14 protein-coding genes are annotated in these 15,114 nt (G+C 72.4%); 10 read left to right on the top strand and 4 right to left on the bottom strand.

Annotation, left to right across the window (positions count from 1 at the left end; translation table 11 throughout):
• Positions 1-55: 55 nt before the first annotated feature.
• Positions 56-1,105 (bottom strand): LacI family DNA-binding transcriptional regulator, encoded by a 1,050-nt coding sequence (locus AB0M97_RS24960; RefSeq protein ID WP_365963196.1) that lies wholly within the window; start codon positions 1,103-1,105, stop codon positions 56-58.
• A gap of 308 nt (positions 1,106-1,413) precedes the next feature.
• On the opposite strand from AB0M97_RS24960, the gene AB0M97_RS24955 reads away from it, so the two are divergent.
• The 7 genes from AB0M97_RS24955 (at position 1,414) to AB0M97_RS24925 (ending at position 10,757) form a co-directional block, all read left to right on the top strand.
• Positions 1,414-3,354, top strand: a complete 1,941-nt coding sequence (locus AB0M97_RS24955; protein ID WP_365963195.1) for an acyl-CoA dehydrogenase family protein — start codon at positions 1,414-1,416, stop codon at positions 3,352-3,354.
• 109 nt (positions 3,355-3,463) lie between these two features.
• Positions 3,464-4,726: a 1-deoxy-D-xylulose-5-phosphate reductoisomerase gene (dxr, locus tag AB0M97_RS24950; protein WP_365963194.1), complete on the top strand. Its 1,263-nt coding sequence runs from the start codon at positions 3,464-3,466 to the stop codon at positions 4,724-4,726.
• An 8-nt stretch (positions 4,727-4,734) separates the two neighbouring features.
• Entirely contained in the window at positions 4,735-6,027 is a 1,293-nt protein-coding gene (locus AB0M97_RS24945; RefSeq protein WP_365963238.1) for a site-2 protease family protein, read from the top strand.
• A gap of 169 nt (positions 6,028-6,196) precedes the next feature.
• A complete protein-coding gene (gene ispG, locus AB0M97_RS24940; RefSeq protein ID WP_365963193.1) occupies positions 6,197-7,354 on the top strand; it encodes a flavodoxin-dependent (E)-4-hydroxy-3-methylbut-2-enyl-diphosphate synthase in 1,158 nt (385 codons plus the stop codon).
• Positions 7,355-7,547: 193 nt separating this feature from the next.
• A complete protein-coding gene (locus AB0M97_RS24935; RefSeq protein WP_365963192.1) occupies positions 7,548-8,396 on the top strand; it encodes a GNAT family N-acetyltransferase in 849 nt (282 codons plus the stop codon).
• 20 nt (positions 8,397-8,416) lie between these two features.
• The gene (locus AB0M97_RS24930; protein ID WP_365963191.1) at positions 8,417-8,947 is read left to right on the top strand and encodes a GNAT family N-acetyltransferase; all 531 of its coding nucleotides are present in this window, start codon (positions 8,417-8,419) and stop codon (positions 8,945-8,947) included.
• Between the two features lie 109 nt (positions 8,948-9,056).
• Positions 9,057-10,757: a proline--tRNA ligase gene (locus tag AB0M97_RS24925; RefSeq protein ID WP_365963190.1), complete on the top strand. Its 1,701-nt coding sequence runs from the start codon at positions 9,057-9,059 to the stop codon at positions 10,755-10,757.
• A 109-nt stretch (positions 10,758-10,866) separates the two neighbouring features.
• On the opposite strand, the gene AB0M97_RS24920 is transcribed toward AB0M97_RS24925, so the two are convergent.
• Genes AB0M97_RS24920 through AB0M97_RS24910 form a run of 3 tightly spaced genes read right to left on the bottom strand, consistent with a single transcriptional unit; the run spans position 10,867 to position 12,939 of the window.
• On the bottom strand, positions 10,867-11,766 hold the full coding sequence (locus tag AB0M97_RS24920) for an aminoglycoside phosphotransferase family protein (RefSeq protein ID WP_365963189.1): 900 nt from the start codon (positions 11,764-11,766) through the stop codon (positions 10,867-10,869).
• Positions 11,767-11,788: 22 nt separating this feature from the next.
• Positions 11,789-12,265: a ferritin-like domain-containing protein gene (locus AB0M97_RS24915; RefSeq protein WP_365963188.1), complete on the bottom strand. Its 477-nt coding sequence runs from the start codon at positions 12,263-12,265 to the stop codon at positions 11,789-11,791.
• On the bottom strand, positions 12,262-12,939 hold the full coding sequence (locus AB0M97_RS24910) for a hypothetical protein (RefSeq protein ID WP_365963187.1): 678 nt from the start codon (positions 12,937-12,939) through the stop codon (positions 12,262-12,264). Before AB0M97_RS24910 ends, AB0M97_RS24915 begins: the two co-directional genes overlap by 4 nt.
• Positions 12,940-13,136: 197 nt before the next feature.
• Here AB0M97_RS24910 and rimP point away from each other — a divergent pair, with 197 nt between their 5' ends.
• From rimP to AB0M97_RS24895, 3 genes are all read left to right on the top strand, one after another.
• On the top strand, positions 13,137-13,646 hold the full coding sequence (rimP, locus tag AB0M97_RS24905; RefSeq protein ID WP_365963186.1) for a ribosome maturation factor RimP: 510 nt from the start codon (positions 13,137-13,139) through the stop codon (positions 13,644-13,646).
• Between the two features lie 2 nt (positions 13,647-13,648).
• The gene (gene nusA / locus AB0M97_RS24900) at positions 13,649-14,647 is read left to right on the top strand and encodes a transcription termination factor NusA (RefSeq protein ID WP_365963185.1); all 999 of its coding nucleotides are present in this window, start codon (positions 13,649-13,651) and stop codon (positions 14,645-14,647) included.
• A gap of 101 nt (positions 14,648-14,748) precedes the next feature.
• Entirely contained in the window at positions 14,749-15,042 is a 294-nt protein-coding gene (locus AB0M97_RS24895) for a YlxR family RNase P modulator (protein WP_365963184.1), read from the top strand.
• The last annotated feature ends 72 nt before the right edge of the window (positions 15,043-15,114 follow it).

The following is a 15,114-nucleotide window of genomic DNA, read 5'->3' as shown; positions in this document are numbered from 1 at the left end:
CACCTCGGGTGAAGCCGGGCGGGGGACGCCCGGTGCGGAAGGGGGAGCGGGTGCGTCAGGACGCGGCCGGGGCCGGTCCGGAACTCGCCCGTACCGTCAGCTCGGGCGGGAGCAGCACCACCTCGTCGCGGCCCCGCCCCTCCAGCTTGGCGACCAGCAGTTCCACGGCGTGCCGGCCCATCTCCTGCGCCGGGATGGCGACCGACGTCAGCCGCACCGACGCCTGCGTGGCCACCTGGTCCGGGCAGATCGCCACCACCGACACGTCCTCCGGCACGGCCCGGCCCCGCTGGCGCAGCAGGGCGAGCAGCGGTTCGACCGCCGACTCGTTCTGCACGACGAAACCCGTGGTGCCGGGCCGCTCGTCCAGGATCCGGGCGAGCGTCACGGCCATCGCGTCGTAACCGCCCTCGCACGGCCGGTGCAGCACGCGCGGCCCCAGCTCCCGCGCGCGGGCGCGCAGGCCGTCCAGGGTGCGTTCGGCGAAGCCGGTGTGCCGCTCGTAGACCGCCGGGGCCTCTCCGACGACGGCGATGTCGCGGTGCCCCAGCGTCGCCAGGTGCTCGAGGCACAGCGCGCCCGTCGCCGTGAAGTCGAGGTCGACGCAGGTCAGCCCGGTGGTGTCGGCGGGCAGCCCGATGAGGACCGACGGCTGGTCCTGACCCACTCTCGGCTGCGCTCGATCGGGGGCACCCCCGCCGCGCAGCAACGGCAGCCGCTCGTCGTCCAGTTCGATGTCCATCACGATCATGCCGTCGGCGAGCCCGCTGCCCGTGACGCGGCGCACCGCGTCGGGGCCCTCCTCGCCGGTGAGCAGCAGCACGTCGTACCCGTGGGTGCGCGCGGTGGTCGCCACCGCGATGGCGATCTCCATCATCACCGGCACATACATGTCGGTGCGCAGCGGGATCATCAGCGCGATGATGTTCGACCTGCTGCTGGCCAGGGCCCGCGCGCCCGCGTTCGGGTGGTAGCCGAGTTCGCGGATGCTCTGCTCGACCCGCTGCCGGGTGGTCGCGGAGATGGACCGCTTGCCGCTGAGGACATAGCTCACCGTGCTCGCCGAGACTCCGGCGTGCTGGGCGACCTCGGCGAGGGTGACCATCCAGCTCTCCAAGCTTTGTGAAGCGCTTCGACAGTGCGCGGTACGGACGGGGGGCGGGCGAGGGTGGTCCGACAGTAGCTCTAGCGAGGAGCGGGTGTCCATAGTCTGTCGAAGCGCTTCGACAGCTTTCTCCCGGCGCCGGGCCCCGTGGTGCTCCCCGGTCACGCCAGTACTACCGGCCCGGCCGGCCTGGGCCGAACGGCCGCGCGCAGGGTGGTGGGGCCGCCCGTCATCGGGTACATACGATCGGGTAGCACCCGTCGGTAACCACATGGACCATCAGCCCGATTCGCGACGAGGTGAGCCTCATGTCCGCCAGCTCAGAACAAGCGTCCCGTCCCGTCGTCACCGAACGTGAGGCACGCCGGGTCGCGGAGGCGGCCCGGGAACAGGACTGGTGCAGGCCCAGCTTCGCCAAGGAACTGTTCCTCGGGCGCCTGCGCCTCGACCTCATCCACCCGCACCCCCTCCCGGCCGACGAGGACACCCGGCGCGGCGAGCAGTTCCTCGCCAAGCTCCGCGACTTCTGCGAGACGCGGATCGACCCGGCCGTCATCGAGCGGGACGCGCGGATCCCCGACGAGGTGATCAACGGGCTGAAAGAGCTCGGCGCCCTCGGTATGAAGATCGACACCAAGTACGGCGGCCTCGGACTCACGCAGGTCTACTACAACAAGGCCCTGGCCCTGGTCGGCTCCGCGAGCCCCGCCATCGGCGCCCTGCTGAGCGCCCATCAGTCCATCGGTGTACCGCAGCCGCTGAAACAGTTCGGCACCCAGGAGCAGAAGGACGCCTTCCTGCCGCGCTGCGCCCGCACCGACATCTCCGCCTTCCTGCTGACCGAGCCCGACGTCGGCTCGGACCCGGCACGCCTGGCCACCACCGCCGTCCCCGACGGCGACCACTACGTCCTCGACGGCGTGAAACTGTGGACCACCAACGGCGTCGTCGCCGACCTGCTCGTCGTCATGGCGCGGGTACCGAAGTCGGAGGGGCACCGGGGCGGCATCACGGCGTTCGTCGTCGAGGCCGGCTCCGAGGGCATCACCGTCGAGAACCGCAACGCCTTCATGGGCCTGCGCGGCATCGAGAACGGCGTCACCCGCTTCCACCGGGTGCGGGTGCCCGCCGCGAACCGCATCGGCGAGGAGGGCCAGGGCCTGAAGATCGCCCTGACCACGCTCAACACCGGCCGGCTCTCCCTGCCCGCGATGTGCGTCGGCGCCGGGAAGTGGTGCCTGAAGATCGCCCGCGAATGGTCGGCGGCCCGCGAGCAGTGGGGCAAGCCGGTCGCGCTGCACGAGGCCGTCGGCGCGAAGATCAGCTTCATCGCCGCCACCACCTTCGCCCTGGAGGCCGTCCTCGACCTGTCCTCCCAGATGGCCGACGAGGACCGCAACGACATCCGCATCGAGGCCGCCCTCGCCAAGCTGTACGGCTCCGAGATGGCCTGGCTGATGGCCGACGAACTCGTCCAGATCCGCGGCGGACGCGGCTTCGAGACCGCGGCCTCCCTCGCGGCCCGCGGCGAGCGCGCGGTCCCCGCCGAGCAGGTCCTGCGCGACCTGCGCATCAACCGCATCTTCGAGGGCTCCACCGAGATCATGCACCTGCTGATCGCCCGCGAGGCCGTGGACGCCCACCTGTCCGTCGCCGGCGACCTCATCGACCCCGACAAGTCCCTCGCGGACAAGGCGAAGGCGGGCGCCAACGCGGGCGTCTTCTACGCCAAGTGGCTGCCGAAACTGGTCGCGGGACCGGGACAGCTTCCGGTCTCGTACGGCGAGTTCAAGCACGAGGTGGATCTCGCCACCCACCTGCGCTATGTCGAGCGCGCCGCCCGCAAACTGGCCCGCTCCACCTTCTACGCCATGTCCCGCTGGCAGGGCCGCATGGAGACCAAGCAGGGCTTCCTCGGCCGGATCGTCGACATCGGCGCCGAACTGTTCGCGATGAGCGCCGCCTGCGTCCGCGCCGAACTGCTGCGCAGCCGCGACGACCACGGCCGCGAGGCCTACCAGCTCGCCGACGCCTTCTGCCACCAGGCCCGCATCCGCGTCGACACCCTCTTCGACCGGCTGTGGACCAACACGGACGACCTGGACCGCAAGGTCGTCAAGGGCGTCCTGACGGGCACCTACGAGTGGCTGGAACACGGGGTGGTCGACCCGTCGGGCGAGGGCCCGTGGATCGCCGACGCCACACCGGGCCCGCCGAAGGGCGAGAACGTCCACCGCCCCATCCGCTAGGGGGCGCCCCAGGCAAGGACGGCGGAAGCACCGGACGAGCGCGCCCCCTCGGCACCCGGGAGGGGGACGCCCTGTCCCTCCACCGCCCCCGTGCGGCCACAATGGGGGAATGAGCGACTCTCCAGCCCCCCTCGCCGACCCGCACCTGGTGTACGACCCCGTCGCGGGAGACGGCCCGAAGGACGTCGTGATCCTCGGCTCCACCGGGTCGATCGGCACCCAGGCCGTGGACCTCGTGCTGCGCCACCCCGCCCGGTTCCGCGTCACCGCCCTGTCCGCCAACGGCGGTCGCGTCGCCCTGCTCGCCGAGCAGGCGCACCGGCTCGGGGCGCGCACCGTCGCGGTGGCCCGCGAGGACGTCGTACCGGCGCTGCGCGAGGCGCTCGCCGCGCGGTACGGCGCCGGGGAGCCGCTCCCCGAGATCCTGGCCGGACCGGACGCGGCCACCGGGCTCGCCGCCTCCGCCTGCCACACCGTCCTCAACGGCATCACCGGCTCCATCGGCCTCGCCCCGACCCTCGCCGCCCTGGAGGCGGGCCGCACCCTCGCGCTCGCCAACAAGGAGTCGCTCATCGTCGGCGGCCCGCTGGTCAAGGCCCTCGCCAAGCCGGGGCAGATCATCCCGGTGGACTCCGAGCACGCCGCCCTCTTCCAGGCGCTGGCCGCCGGCACCCGCGCCGACGTCCGCAAACTGGTCGTCACCGCCTCCGGCGGCCCCTTCCGGGGACGCAGCAGGGCCGAGCTGGCGAACGTCACGGTCGAGGACGCCCTCGCGCACCCCACCTGGGCCATGGGCCCGGTCATCACGATCAACTCCGCGACCCTCGTCAACAAGGGCCTGGAGGTCATCGAGGCGCACCTGCTCTACGACATCCCCTTCGACCGCATCGAGGTCGTCGTGCACCCGCAGTCGTACGTCCACTCGATGGTCGAGTTCACGGACGGCTCCACGCTCGCGCAGGCGACGCCCCCCGACATGCGCGGGCCGATCGCCATCGGCCTGGGCTGGCCGGAGCGCGTCCCGGACGCGGCACCCGCGTTCGACTGGAGCACGGCGTCGACGTGGGAGTTCCTCCCGCTCGACAACGAGGCCTTCCCGTCGGTGAACCTCGCCCGGCACGTGGGCCGGCTCTCGGGCACCGCCCCGGCGGTGTTCAATGCCGCCAACGAGGAGTGCGTGGACGCGTTCCGGCGCGGGGAACTGCCGTTCAACGGCATCATGGACACCGTCACACGAGTCGTCGAGGAACACGGCACCCCGGCCGCGGGAACCTCACTGACCGTGCCGGACGTCCTCGAGGCGGAGACCTGGGCCCGGGCCCGGGCCCGGGAACTGACAGCGCGGACGGCGAGCGCGGAGGCGCGTGCATGACGACCCTGATGTTCATCCTCGGCATAGTGCTGTTCGCCGTGGGCCTGCTCTTCTCCATCGCCTGGCACGAGCTGGGACACCTGTCGACGGCCAAGCTGTTCGGCATCCGCGTGCCGCAGTACATGGTCGGCTTCGGCCCGACCCTCTTCTCGCGCACGAAGGGCGAGACGGAGTACGGCCTCAAGGCCATCCCGTTCGGCGGTTACATCCGCATGATCGGCATGTTCCCGCCCGGCCCCGACGGACGGCTGGAGGCCCGCTCCACCTCGCCCTGGCGCGGCATGATCGAGGACGCCCGCTCCGCCGCCTTCGAGGAGCTGAGGCCCGGCGACGAGACCCGATTGTTCTACACGCGCGCGCCCTGGAAGCGCGTCGTCGTGATGTTCGCGGGCCCCTTCATGAACCTGATCCTCGCGGTGGCGCTGTTCCTCATCGTCCTGATGGGCTTCGGCATCACCCAGCAGACCACCACCGTCGGCTCGGTCTCCAAGTGCGTCATCTCGCAGAGCGAGAACCGCGACACCTGCAAGGGCTCCGACCCGGCCGCCCCGGCCGCCGCCGCCGGTCTCAAGGCCGGCGACCGCTTCGTCTCCTTCGACGGCGTCCGCACGGAGTCCTGGAACCAGCTCTCGGACCTCATCCGGGCCAACCCCGGCAAGGAGGTGCCGATCGTCGTGGAGCGGGGCGGCGAGCAGGTCACCCTGTACGCGAAGATCGCCACCAACCAGGTCGCCAAGAAGGACTCCGGCGGCCGGATCGTCGAGGGCGAGTACGTCACGGCCGGCTTCCTCGGCTTCAGCGCCGCCACCGGCGTCGTGAAACAGGACTTCGACGAGTCCCTGACCTGGATGGGCGACCGCATCGGCGAGGCCGCCCACTCCATCGCCGCCCTCCCCGGCAAGATCCCCGCCCTGTGGGACGCGGCCTTCGGCGACGGCCCGCGGGAGCAGGACTCCCCGATGGGCGTGGTCGGCGCGGCCCGCGTCGGCGGCGAGATCGCCACCCTGGACATCCCGCCCACCCAGCAGCTCGCCATGTTCATCATGCTGGTCGCCGGCTTCAACCTCTCCCTGTTCCTGTTCAACATGCTCCCGCTGCTGCCCCTGGACGGCGGCCACATCGCGGGCGCCCTGTGGGAGTCGCTGCGCCGCAACGTCGCCAGGCTGCTGCGCCGACCGGACCCGGGCCCGTTCGACGTGGCGAAGCTGATGCCGGTGGCGTACGTCGTCGCGGGGATCTTCATCTGCTTCACGCTCCTCGTCCTCGTCGCGGACGTCGTTAACCCCGTGCGCATCTCCTAGCCACACCCGGTTCCCCGGTGGCCCGGCAGACGTCCTGCCGGGCCACTTCCATCGAGTGGCTCACGGCCCGTGATGTGCTGGTGCCGCCCCCCGTGCCGTAATCTCGGAGCGCGGGAGCCCGCTGCGGGCGGGACCGGGTCCTGATCCACTACTTGGGGTTGCACAGCAGATGACTGCGATTTCTCTCGGTATGCCGTCCGTTCCGACCAAGCTCGCCGAGCGCCGCAAGAGCCGGCAGATCCAGGTCGGTTCCGTGGCGGTGGGCGGCGACGCCCCCGTGTCCGTGCAGTCCATGACCACCACACGCACCTCGGACATCGGCGCCACCCTCCAGCAGATCGCCGAGCTGACCGCCTCCGGCTGCCAGATCGTCCGCGTCGCCTGCCCCACCCAGGACGACGCCGACGCCCTGGCGACCATCGCCCGCAAGTCGCAGATCCCGGTGATCGCCGACATCCACTTCCAGCCGAAGTACGTCTTCGCCGCCATCGAGGCCGGCTGCGCCGCGGTCCGCGTGAACCCGGGCAACATCAAGCAGTTCGACGACAAGGTCAAGGAGATCGCGCGCGCCGCCAAGGACCACGGCACCCCGATCCGCATCGGCGTCAACGCGGGCTCCCTGGACCGCCGCCTGCTCCAGAAGTACGGCAAGGCCACCCCCGAGGCCCTCGTGGAGTCCGCCCTGTGGGAGGCGTCCCTCTTCGAGGAGCACGACTTCCGGGACATCAAGATCTCCGTCAAGCACAACGACCCGGTCGTGATGATCGAGGCCTACCGGCAGCTCGCCGCCCAGTGCGACTACCCCCTCCACCTCGGCGTCACCGAGGCCGGCCCCGCCTTCCAGGGCACCATCAAGTCGGCCGTCGCCTTCGGCGCGCTGCTCTCCCAGGGCATCGGCGACACCATCCGCGTCTCCCTGTCGGCGCCGCCCGCCGAGGAGGTCAAGGTGGGCCTGCAGATCCTGGAGTCGCTGGGCCTGAAGGAGCGCGGCCTGGAAATCGTCTCCTGCCCCTCCTGCGGACGCGCCCAGGTCGACGTCTACAAGCTGGCCGAGGAGGTCACGGCGGGCCTGACCGGCATGGAGGTCCCGCTGCGCGTCGCCGTCATGGGCTGCGTCGTCAACGGCCCCGGCGAGGCCCGCGAGGCCGACCTCGGCGTCGCCTCTGGCAACGGCAAGGGGCAGATCTTCGTCAAGGGCGAGGTCATCAAGACCGTCCCCGAGTCCAAGATCGTGGAGACCCTCATCGAGGAGGCCATGAAGCTGGCCGAGCAGATGGAGCGCGACGGCGTGACCTCCGGCGAGCCGTCGGTCTCCGTCGCCGGCTGATCGGGCCCCGCACAGCGGTCCCGTCCACCAGGACCCCGTACCGCAGGACGCCCCGTCACCCCCGCAGGTGACGGGGCGCACGCGCGTCCGCACGGCCGCACCGGGTCACGGCATGGCCGCCCACCGGGCGACGCGGCACATTTTCGGCAGGTACAGTGCGGAAACCAGCAGACCTGAGGACGAGGCCCCGCACGTGTTGACCCAGACCACCTCCCGCGTGCTCGAACCGAGGGACCTGGACGCCGCGCTGGCCGTCCTGGACCGCGAGCCGGTCGCCAACGCCTTCGTGACCTCCCGCGTGCAGGTCGCGGGCCTGGACCCGTGGCGGCTCGGCGGCGAGATGTGGGGCTGGTACGAGGACGGCACGCTCACCTCGCTGTGCTACGCGGGCGCCAACCTCGTGCCCCTGTGCGCCACACCCCGCGCCGTCCGCGCCTTCGCCGACCGCGCCCGCCGGGCCGGCCGCCGCTGCTCCTCCATCGTCGGCCCCGCCGAGTCCACCGCCGAGCTGTGGCGCCTGCTCGAACCGAGCTGGGGCCCCGCCCGTGAGGTCCGCTCCCACCAGCCCCTCATGATGACCGACCGCATGCCCCACGGCATCACCCCCGACCCCCACGTCCGGCGCGTCCGCAAGGACGAGATGGACACGATCATGCCGGCGTGCGTGGCCATGTTCACCGAGGAGGTCGGCGTCTCCCCGCTGGCCGGCGACGGCGGCCTGCTCTACCAGGCCCGGGTCGCCGAACTCGTCGGCGCCGGCCGGTCCTTCGCCCGCTTCGACCAGGACGGCAAGGTCGTCTTCAAGGCCGAGATCGGCGCCGCCACCGACCGCGCCTGCCAGATCCAGGGCGTCTGGGTCGCCCCCGAACACCGCGGCAAGGGCCTCGCCACCCCCGGCATGGCAGCCGTCCTGCGCTACGCGCTGGCCGACGTCGCCCCCGTGGTGAGCCTCTACGTCAACGACTTCAACACCCCGGCCCGCCGCACGTACGAGAAGGCGGGCTTCCGGCAGGTCGGCGCCTTCATGAGTGTCCTGTTCTGACCGCCTGTAGGCTCCCCGCCATGGATCTCGTGATCGGGCCCCTGGACCTCCCGTCCCATGTGGACGAAGCCCTCGCCGTCCAGGCCGCGGCCTTCGGACTGGGCGCCGACGAGGTCGCCGTACGCCGCCAGATCGTCCTGCGCCACATGACGTACCCCGGGGCCAGAGCCCTCGGCGCGACCAGCGGCGGCCGGCTGGTCGGCTTCGTGTACGGCATGCCCAACGACCGGACCCACTGGTGGTCCACCGTCGTCGAGCCGTACCTGCGCGCCCAGGGCCACGAGGACTGGCTCGACGACTCCTTCGTCATCACCGAACTGCACGTCCACCCCCGCCACCAGAACCGCGGCATCGGCCGCGGCCTGATCACCCGCATCACCGACACGGCCGCCGAACCCCGCTCGATCCTCTCCGCGATCGACACCGAGAGCCCCGCCCGCGGCCTGTACCGCTCCCTCGGCTACCAGGACCTGGCCCGCCAGGTGCACTTCCCGAGCGCCCCGAGGCCGTACGCCGTCATGGGCGCCCCCCTGCCGCTGCGCCGCCCGTAACCGATTTCCGAAGCCCCGCGACCCCCCGCTAACCTCCTTGCCATCACCATCCCCCACCCCCGGCCCCGCCGGAGCGGGGGAACCCCCGTCCGGCAGGAGTACGAGAACGATGGCGAACGCACCGGTCCAGCGCATGTCCCAGTTGTTGGCGAAGACGCTGCGCGACGACCCGGCCGACGCCGAGGTCCTCAGCCACAAGCTGCTGGTCCGCGCCGGTTACGTCCGCCGTACCGCGGCGGGCCTGTGGAGCTGGCTGCCGCTCGGCAAGAAGGTCCTGGCCAACGTCGAGCGGATCGTCCGCGAGGAGATGGACGCGATCGGTGCCCAGGAGGTGCTGCTCCCCGCGGTCCTGCCGAAGGAGCCGTACGAGACGACGGGCCGCTGGGACGAGTACGGACCCGAACTGTTCCGCCTCAAGGACCGCAAGGGCGGCGACTACCTGCTCGGCCCCACCCACGAGGAGATCTTCACCCTCCTGGTGAAGGACCAGGCGTCCTCCTACAAGGACCTGCCGGTCATCCTGTACCAGATCCAGAACAAGTACCGCGACGAGGCCCGGCCCCGGGCGGGCATCCTGCGCGGACGCGAGTTCCTCATGAAGGACTCGTACTCCTTCGACACCGAGGACGAGGGCCTGGCCCAGTCCTACGCCCTGCACCGCCAGGCCTACCAGCGCATCTTCGAGCGCCTCGGCCTCGACTACCGCATCTGCGCCGCCACGGCGGGCGCCATGGGCGGCTCCAAGTCGGAGGAGTTCCTCGCCCCGGCCGAGGCCGGCGAGGACACCTTCGCCGACTGCCCCAGCTGCGACTTCGCGGCCAACACCGAGGCCATCACGTACGCCCTGGACCCGGTGGACGCGGCCGGTGTCCCCGCGGCGCAGGACATCCCCACGCCCGACACCCCCACCATCGAGACCCTGGCCGCCTCCCTCGGCGTCCCCGCCTCCGCGACGCTGAAGAACCTCCTCGTGAAGGTCGACGGCGAGATCGTGGCCGTGGGCGTGCCGGGCGACCGCGACGTCGACATGGACAAGGTCGAGGCGCACTTCGCCCCCGCGGCCGTCGAGATGGTCACCGAGGAGGACTTCGCGGCCCGCCCCGATCTGGTCCGCGGCTACGTCGGGCCGCAGGGCCTGCCCAAGGTGACGTACATCGCCGACCCGCGCATCGCCCCCGGCACCGCCTGGATCACCGGCGCCAACAAGCCGGACACCCACGCGAAGAACGTCGTCGCGGGCCGCGACTTCCAGGTCGACGAGTACGTCGACGTCGTGGTCGTGCAGGAGGGCGACCCCTGCCCGAAGTGCGGCACCGGACTCAAGCTGGGCCGCGCCATCGAGATCGGCCACATCTTCCAGCTGGGCCGCAAGTACGCCGACGCCCTCAAGCTCGACGTCCTCGGCCAGAACGGCAAGCCGGTCCGCGTCACCATGGGCTCCTACGGCATCGGCGTATCCCGCGCGGTCGCGGCGCTGGCCGAGCAGCACGCCGACGACAAGGGGCTCATCTGGTCCAAGGAGGTCGCCCCGGCCGACGTGCACGTGGTCGCCGCCGGCAAGGCCCTCCAGACCGAGCTGGCCCTCGACGTCTCCGGGAAGCTCGCCGCGGCGGGCGTGCGCGTCCTCGTCGACGACCGGACGGGCGTCTCGCCGGGCGTGAAGTTCACCGACGCGGAACTCATCGGCGTCCCGCAGATTCTCGTCGTCGGCCGCCGCGCCGGAGAGGGCGTCGTGGAACTGAAGGACCGCCGCACGGGCGAACGCGAGGAACTCACCGTCGAGGAAGCGATCACCCGCCTGACGGCCTGACCGACGACGCGTCCGGCACCCCGGCGTCACGGTGACGCCGGGGCGTTCGCAGGGACGTCACGGCGTCCCGCGGCCCGGCGTCCCGCTGGGCGCACCGGCGCGCCGCGCCCTACAGCCAGCCCGCGAACTCCAGCAGCAGCTCCGCGTCCTGGGGGCGGCCCACCCTGCGGGCCCGTACGCCCGATTCCACCGCGCGGAACAGGGTCCAGCCCCGCAGCCGCTCCTGGTCCACCTCCAGGGACTCCGCCAGCCGCTTCACCCGCCGCCGCGTGGTCGCCGCCCCCGACGGCTGCGCGATCAGGTCCTCCACCCGGTCCCGCACCAGCCGCGCCAAGTCGAACGCGGTCTCACCCACCACCGGGTCCGGCCCCACCGCCAGCCACGGCACCCGGTCCCCGGCCAGCACCTTGCTCTGCCGGAACGTCCCGTGCAGCAGCCGCTCCTCCGGCGGAGCCACCAGCAGCTCCGCCCGCGCCGCCAGCGCCACCTCCACCAGCGGCGCCACCTCCGGGTCCCGCACGGCACTCGCCCGCATCGCCTCGGCCTGCCGCCCGGTCCGCTCCGCCACGGTCTCGAAGGAGCACCCCGCCGGCGGCTCCACCCACAGCCGCCGCAGCGCCCCCGCCGCCTCCAGCAGCGCCTTCGCCTCCGGCAAGGACCGCACCGACACGTCCGGATGCAGCCGCTCCAGCAGCAACGCCCCGTCCCCCGAGGACTCCTCCAGCAGCTGAACGGCGCCCCGGCCGCCCCAGTGCGCCAGCGCCGCCCGCTCGCTCTCCGGCCGCGCCCGGCGCGGCGCCAGCTTCAGCACCGCGGGGGAACCGTCCGCCCGCCGCACCAGCACCACCAGACTGCTGCGCCCCCCGGGCACCTGCACCCGCTCCACGGCCAACTCACGCCGCCCGACGGCCTGTTGCGCGAGGCCGGGCAGCTGCTGCAGCCAGTCGTCACCGTCCGGTGCCGCCTCACCGAGCGCCCTGACCAGACGCGGCGGCGCTTCGAAAGCCATGCGCGAGCCGTTCCCTTCGTCGTTACGCCGGTGGCGTGGATGGCGCCGCCGACGCGGTGGCCGACCGTTCGGCGAGCCCAGGGAAGGCTACGCTCTCGCCGCGCCACCGCACCGCCCGCACCGCGGCCTCCCGCAGCGCCCCGGCCGCCGCGGCCCGCCGCTCGCCCTCGGCCGACCGCACCAGATCGGCGTACACCCCGGCCACCCGGTCCTCCAGCTCCGCGGCCAGCCGTACGGCCGCTGCCGAGTCCGGCACCGCGAACGGCAGCGCGTACCCGGCCGCCGCAGCGACCGGCTCGGCGCCCAGGTCCCGCACCTCGCGGGCCAGCGCGTCCCGCCGCGCCCGATGCGCGTCGTACGCCGCCCGCGCCTGCCCGCGCCGCTCCTCACGGATCCGTCCGCCGACGACGCCGTAGCCGTACACCGCGGCGTGCTCGGCGGCGAGCGCCGCCTGGAGGGCCCGGAGGGCCTCGGCCTTCGCGTCCCGCGCCGTGCTCACAGGTCACCCTCCGTCAGCAGGTACACGTGCGCGGCCCCGGCAGCCGCCACGGAGGCGAGCAGGCGCGCCAGTTCGCCCGGCGCGTCGAGCAGTGCCCCGGAGCGCCGCTCGGCGAGCGCGCGCTCGGCGGCGGCGAGCCCGGCCAGGGCGTCCTTCTCGTCCCCGGGCACGACGACACCCGGCGCCCCGGACCCGGACGGCACCCCCGACGGACGCCCGGAGGACGGCCCCGACGGCCCCTCGGACGGCGACCCCGACGGCCCCTCGGACGGCCCACCGGAAGCCCTGCTTCCGGCACCTCCGCCCCCCTTCGCGCCCGGCTCACCCTCGCCGCGCCCCGACCCGGCCGCCTCCCCGGCCGGCTCCCCGGACGCGTCCCGCCCTCCGTCCTCACCCCCCTCGAACACCCGCACGTGCCGCACCACCTCGCCCCGCAGCGGCGTCAGCCGCTCGCCCAGTGCGGGATGCGCCGCGATCACGGCGTCGTAGTGCTCGAGGAGCCGTCTGCTGTCGCGGGCCGCACGCGCGCGGGTGCGGTCGGCCGCCGGCGGCAGGCCCCCGCCCGTACCGGGGGAGCCGGAGCAGCCGGCCAGCAGGACGGCCCCCGCGGCCGAGGCGAGCAGACTCCTTCTGCGCGGCCCGGCGGAAAGGCGCGGCGGTGGGGACAGCGGCACGGCGGACGTCCTCGGGGTCGTACGGAATCGGGGGCGGCATGGCACGCCGGTGATCACGGTACCCGCGCACCCGTGCGCCCTCACTCAACGCCACCGGTCCCCGCACGGGGTGGACGGCAACACCCCCCGCGACCGGATACCCTTTGTCAGACACGCGACCATCCCACAACAGCACACGCGGCCGAGGAGTCACCCGGATGAGCACCACCCAGAGCGAGAGGCTGCGAGAACTTCTGGAACCGCTCGTCACCTCCCAGGGCCTCGATCTCGAGGAGATCGCGGTGGACTCGGTCGGCCGCAAGCGTGTGCTGCGCGTCGTCGTCGACTCCGACACCGGAGCGGACCTCGACCGGATCGCCGATGTGAGCCGCGCGCTCTCGGCGAAGCTCGACGAGACGGACGCGATGGGCGAGGGGGAGTACACCCTCGAGGTCGGCACCCCGGGCGCGGAGCGCGCCCTCACCGAGCACCGCCACTACGTGCGCGCCACGGACCGCCTGGTGAAGTTCCAGCTCCACGAGGGCGGCGAACTCGTCGCCCGCATCCTCGACGTGGACGACGACGGCCTCGACGTCGAAGTGCCCGGCGTGAAGGGCCGCAGGGCCACCGCCCGCCGGCTCGCCTTCGCCGACATCGACAGGGCGCGCGTCCAGGTCGAGTTCGGCCGCAAGGACAAGAAGGACATGAAGGAAGAGGAGGAGGCGTAGCCGTGGACATCGACATGAGTGCCCTGCGGGGCTTGGTGCGGGAGAAGGAGATCTCCTTCGACCTGCTGGTCGAGGCGATCGAGGCCGCCCTCCTCATCGCCTACCACCGCACCGAGGGAAGCCGCCGGCACGCGCGCGTGGAGCTGGACCGGGAGACCGGGCACGTGACCGTGTGGGCGAAGGAGGACCCCGAGGACCTCGAGGAGGGGCAGGAGCCCCGCGAGTTCGACGACACGCCGTCGGGTTTCGGCCGTATCGCCGCCACCACGGCCAAGCAGGTCATCCTGCAGCGCCTGCGCGACGCCGAGGACGACGCGACGCTCGGGGAGTACGCCGGCCGGGAGGGCGACATCGTCACGGGCGTGGTCCAGCAGGGCCGCGACCCGAGGAACGTGCTGGTGGACATCGGCAAGCTGGAGGCCATCCTGCCGGTGCAGGAGCAGGTGCCCGGCGAGACCTACCCGCACGGCCTGCGGCTGCGTTCGTACGTCGTCCGGGTCGCCAAGGGCGTCCGCGGGCCGTCCGTGACGCTGTCGCGCACCCACCCGAACCTGGTGAAGAAGCTGTTCGCGCTGGAGGTGCCGGAGATCGCCGACGGGTCCGTCGAGATCTCCGCGATCGCCCGCGAGGCCGGCCACCGCACCAAGATCGCCGTCCGTTCCACCCGTTCGGGCCTGAACGCCAAGGGCGCCTGCATCGGCCCCATGGGCGGCCGGGTGCGCAATGTGATGGGCGAGCTGAACGGCGAGAAGATCGACATCGTGGACTGGTCGGACGACCCGGCGGAGATGGTGGCGAACGCCCTGTCGCCGGCCCGGGTGTCCAAGGTCGAGATCGTCGACATGGCGACCCGGTCGGCCCGGGTGACCGTGCCGGACTACCAGCTGTCGCTGGCGATCGGCAAGGAGGGGCAGAACGCCCGCCTGGCCGCCCGCCTGACCGGCTGGCGCATCGACATCCGGCCGGACACCGAGCAGCCCGCACAGCGGCCCGAGGAGTAGGCCGGGAAGAGATCCAAGCCGCAGGTGGTTGGGATTACGACAACAACCGTTCGATTTTTGCCCCAAACGGGTGAGGTCGATGCGGGGAGGTAGACTTAGCTGTGTCTGGCCGGACGCGAGCCCGTGCACGCCCTGAGCGCACCTGTGTGGGGTGCCGGGAGCGAGCGGCCAAGACCGAACTGCTGCGGATCGTGGCGGTCGAGGGCGCATGCGTCCCCGATCCACGCGGTACGCTGCCCGGCCGGGGTGCGTATGTACACCCCGCCCCGCTCTGTATCGACCAGGCGGTGCGCCGCCGGGCGTTCCCGCGGGCGCTGCGCGTCCCGGGACCGCTCGACGTAATGGCGTTGCGCCACTACGTCGGGCAGGCACAGGGTTGCGGTCAGCGGCTGTGAGCTTGCTGAACAGGCAACCCGCACGGAAGACGTGCCGCACGGAACCCCGTGCGGTCTGGTACCTCGCGAGTC

The sequence above is a fragment of the Streptomyces sp. NPDC051207 genome (assembly GCF_040682395.1).
GTDB lineage: Bacteria > Actinomycetota > Actinomycetes > Streptomycetales > Streptomycetaceae > Streptomyces.
The sequence above is the reverse complement of the archived record's forward strand: the minus strand, read 5'-3'. Positions and strand labels throughout refer to the sequence as shown.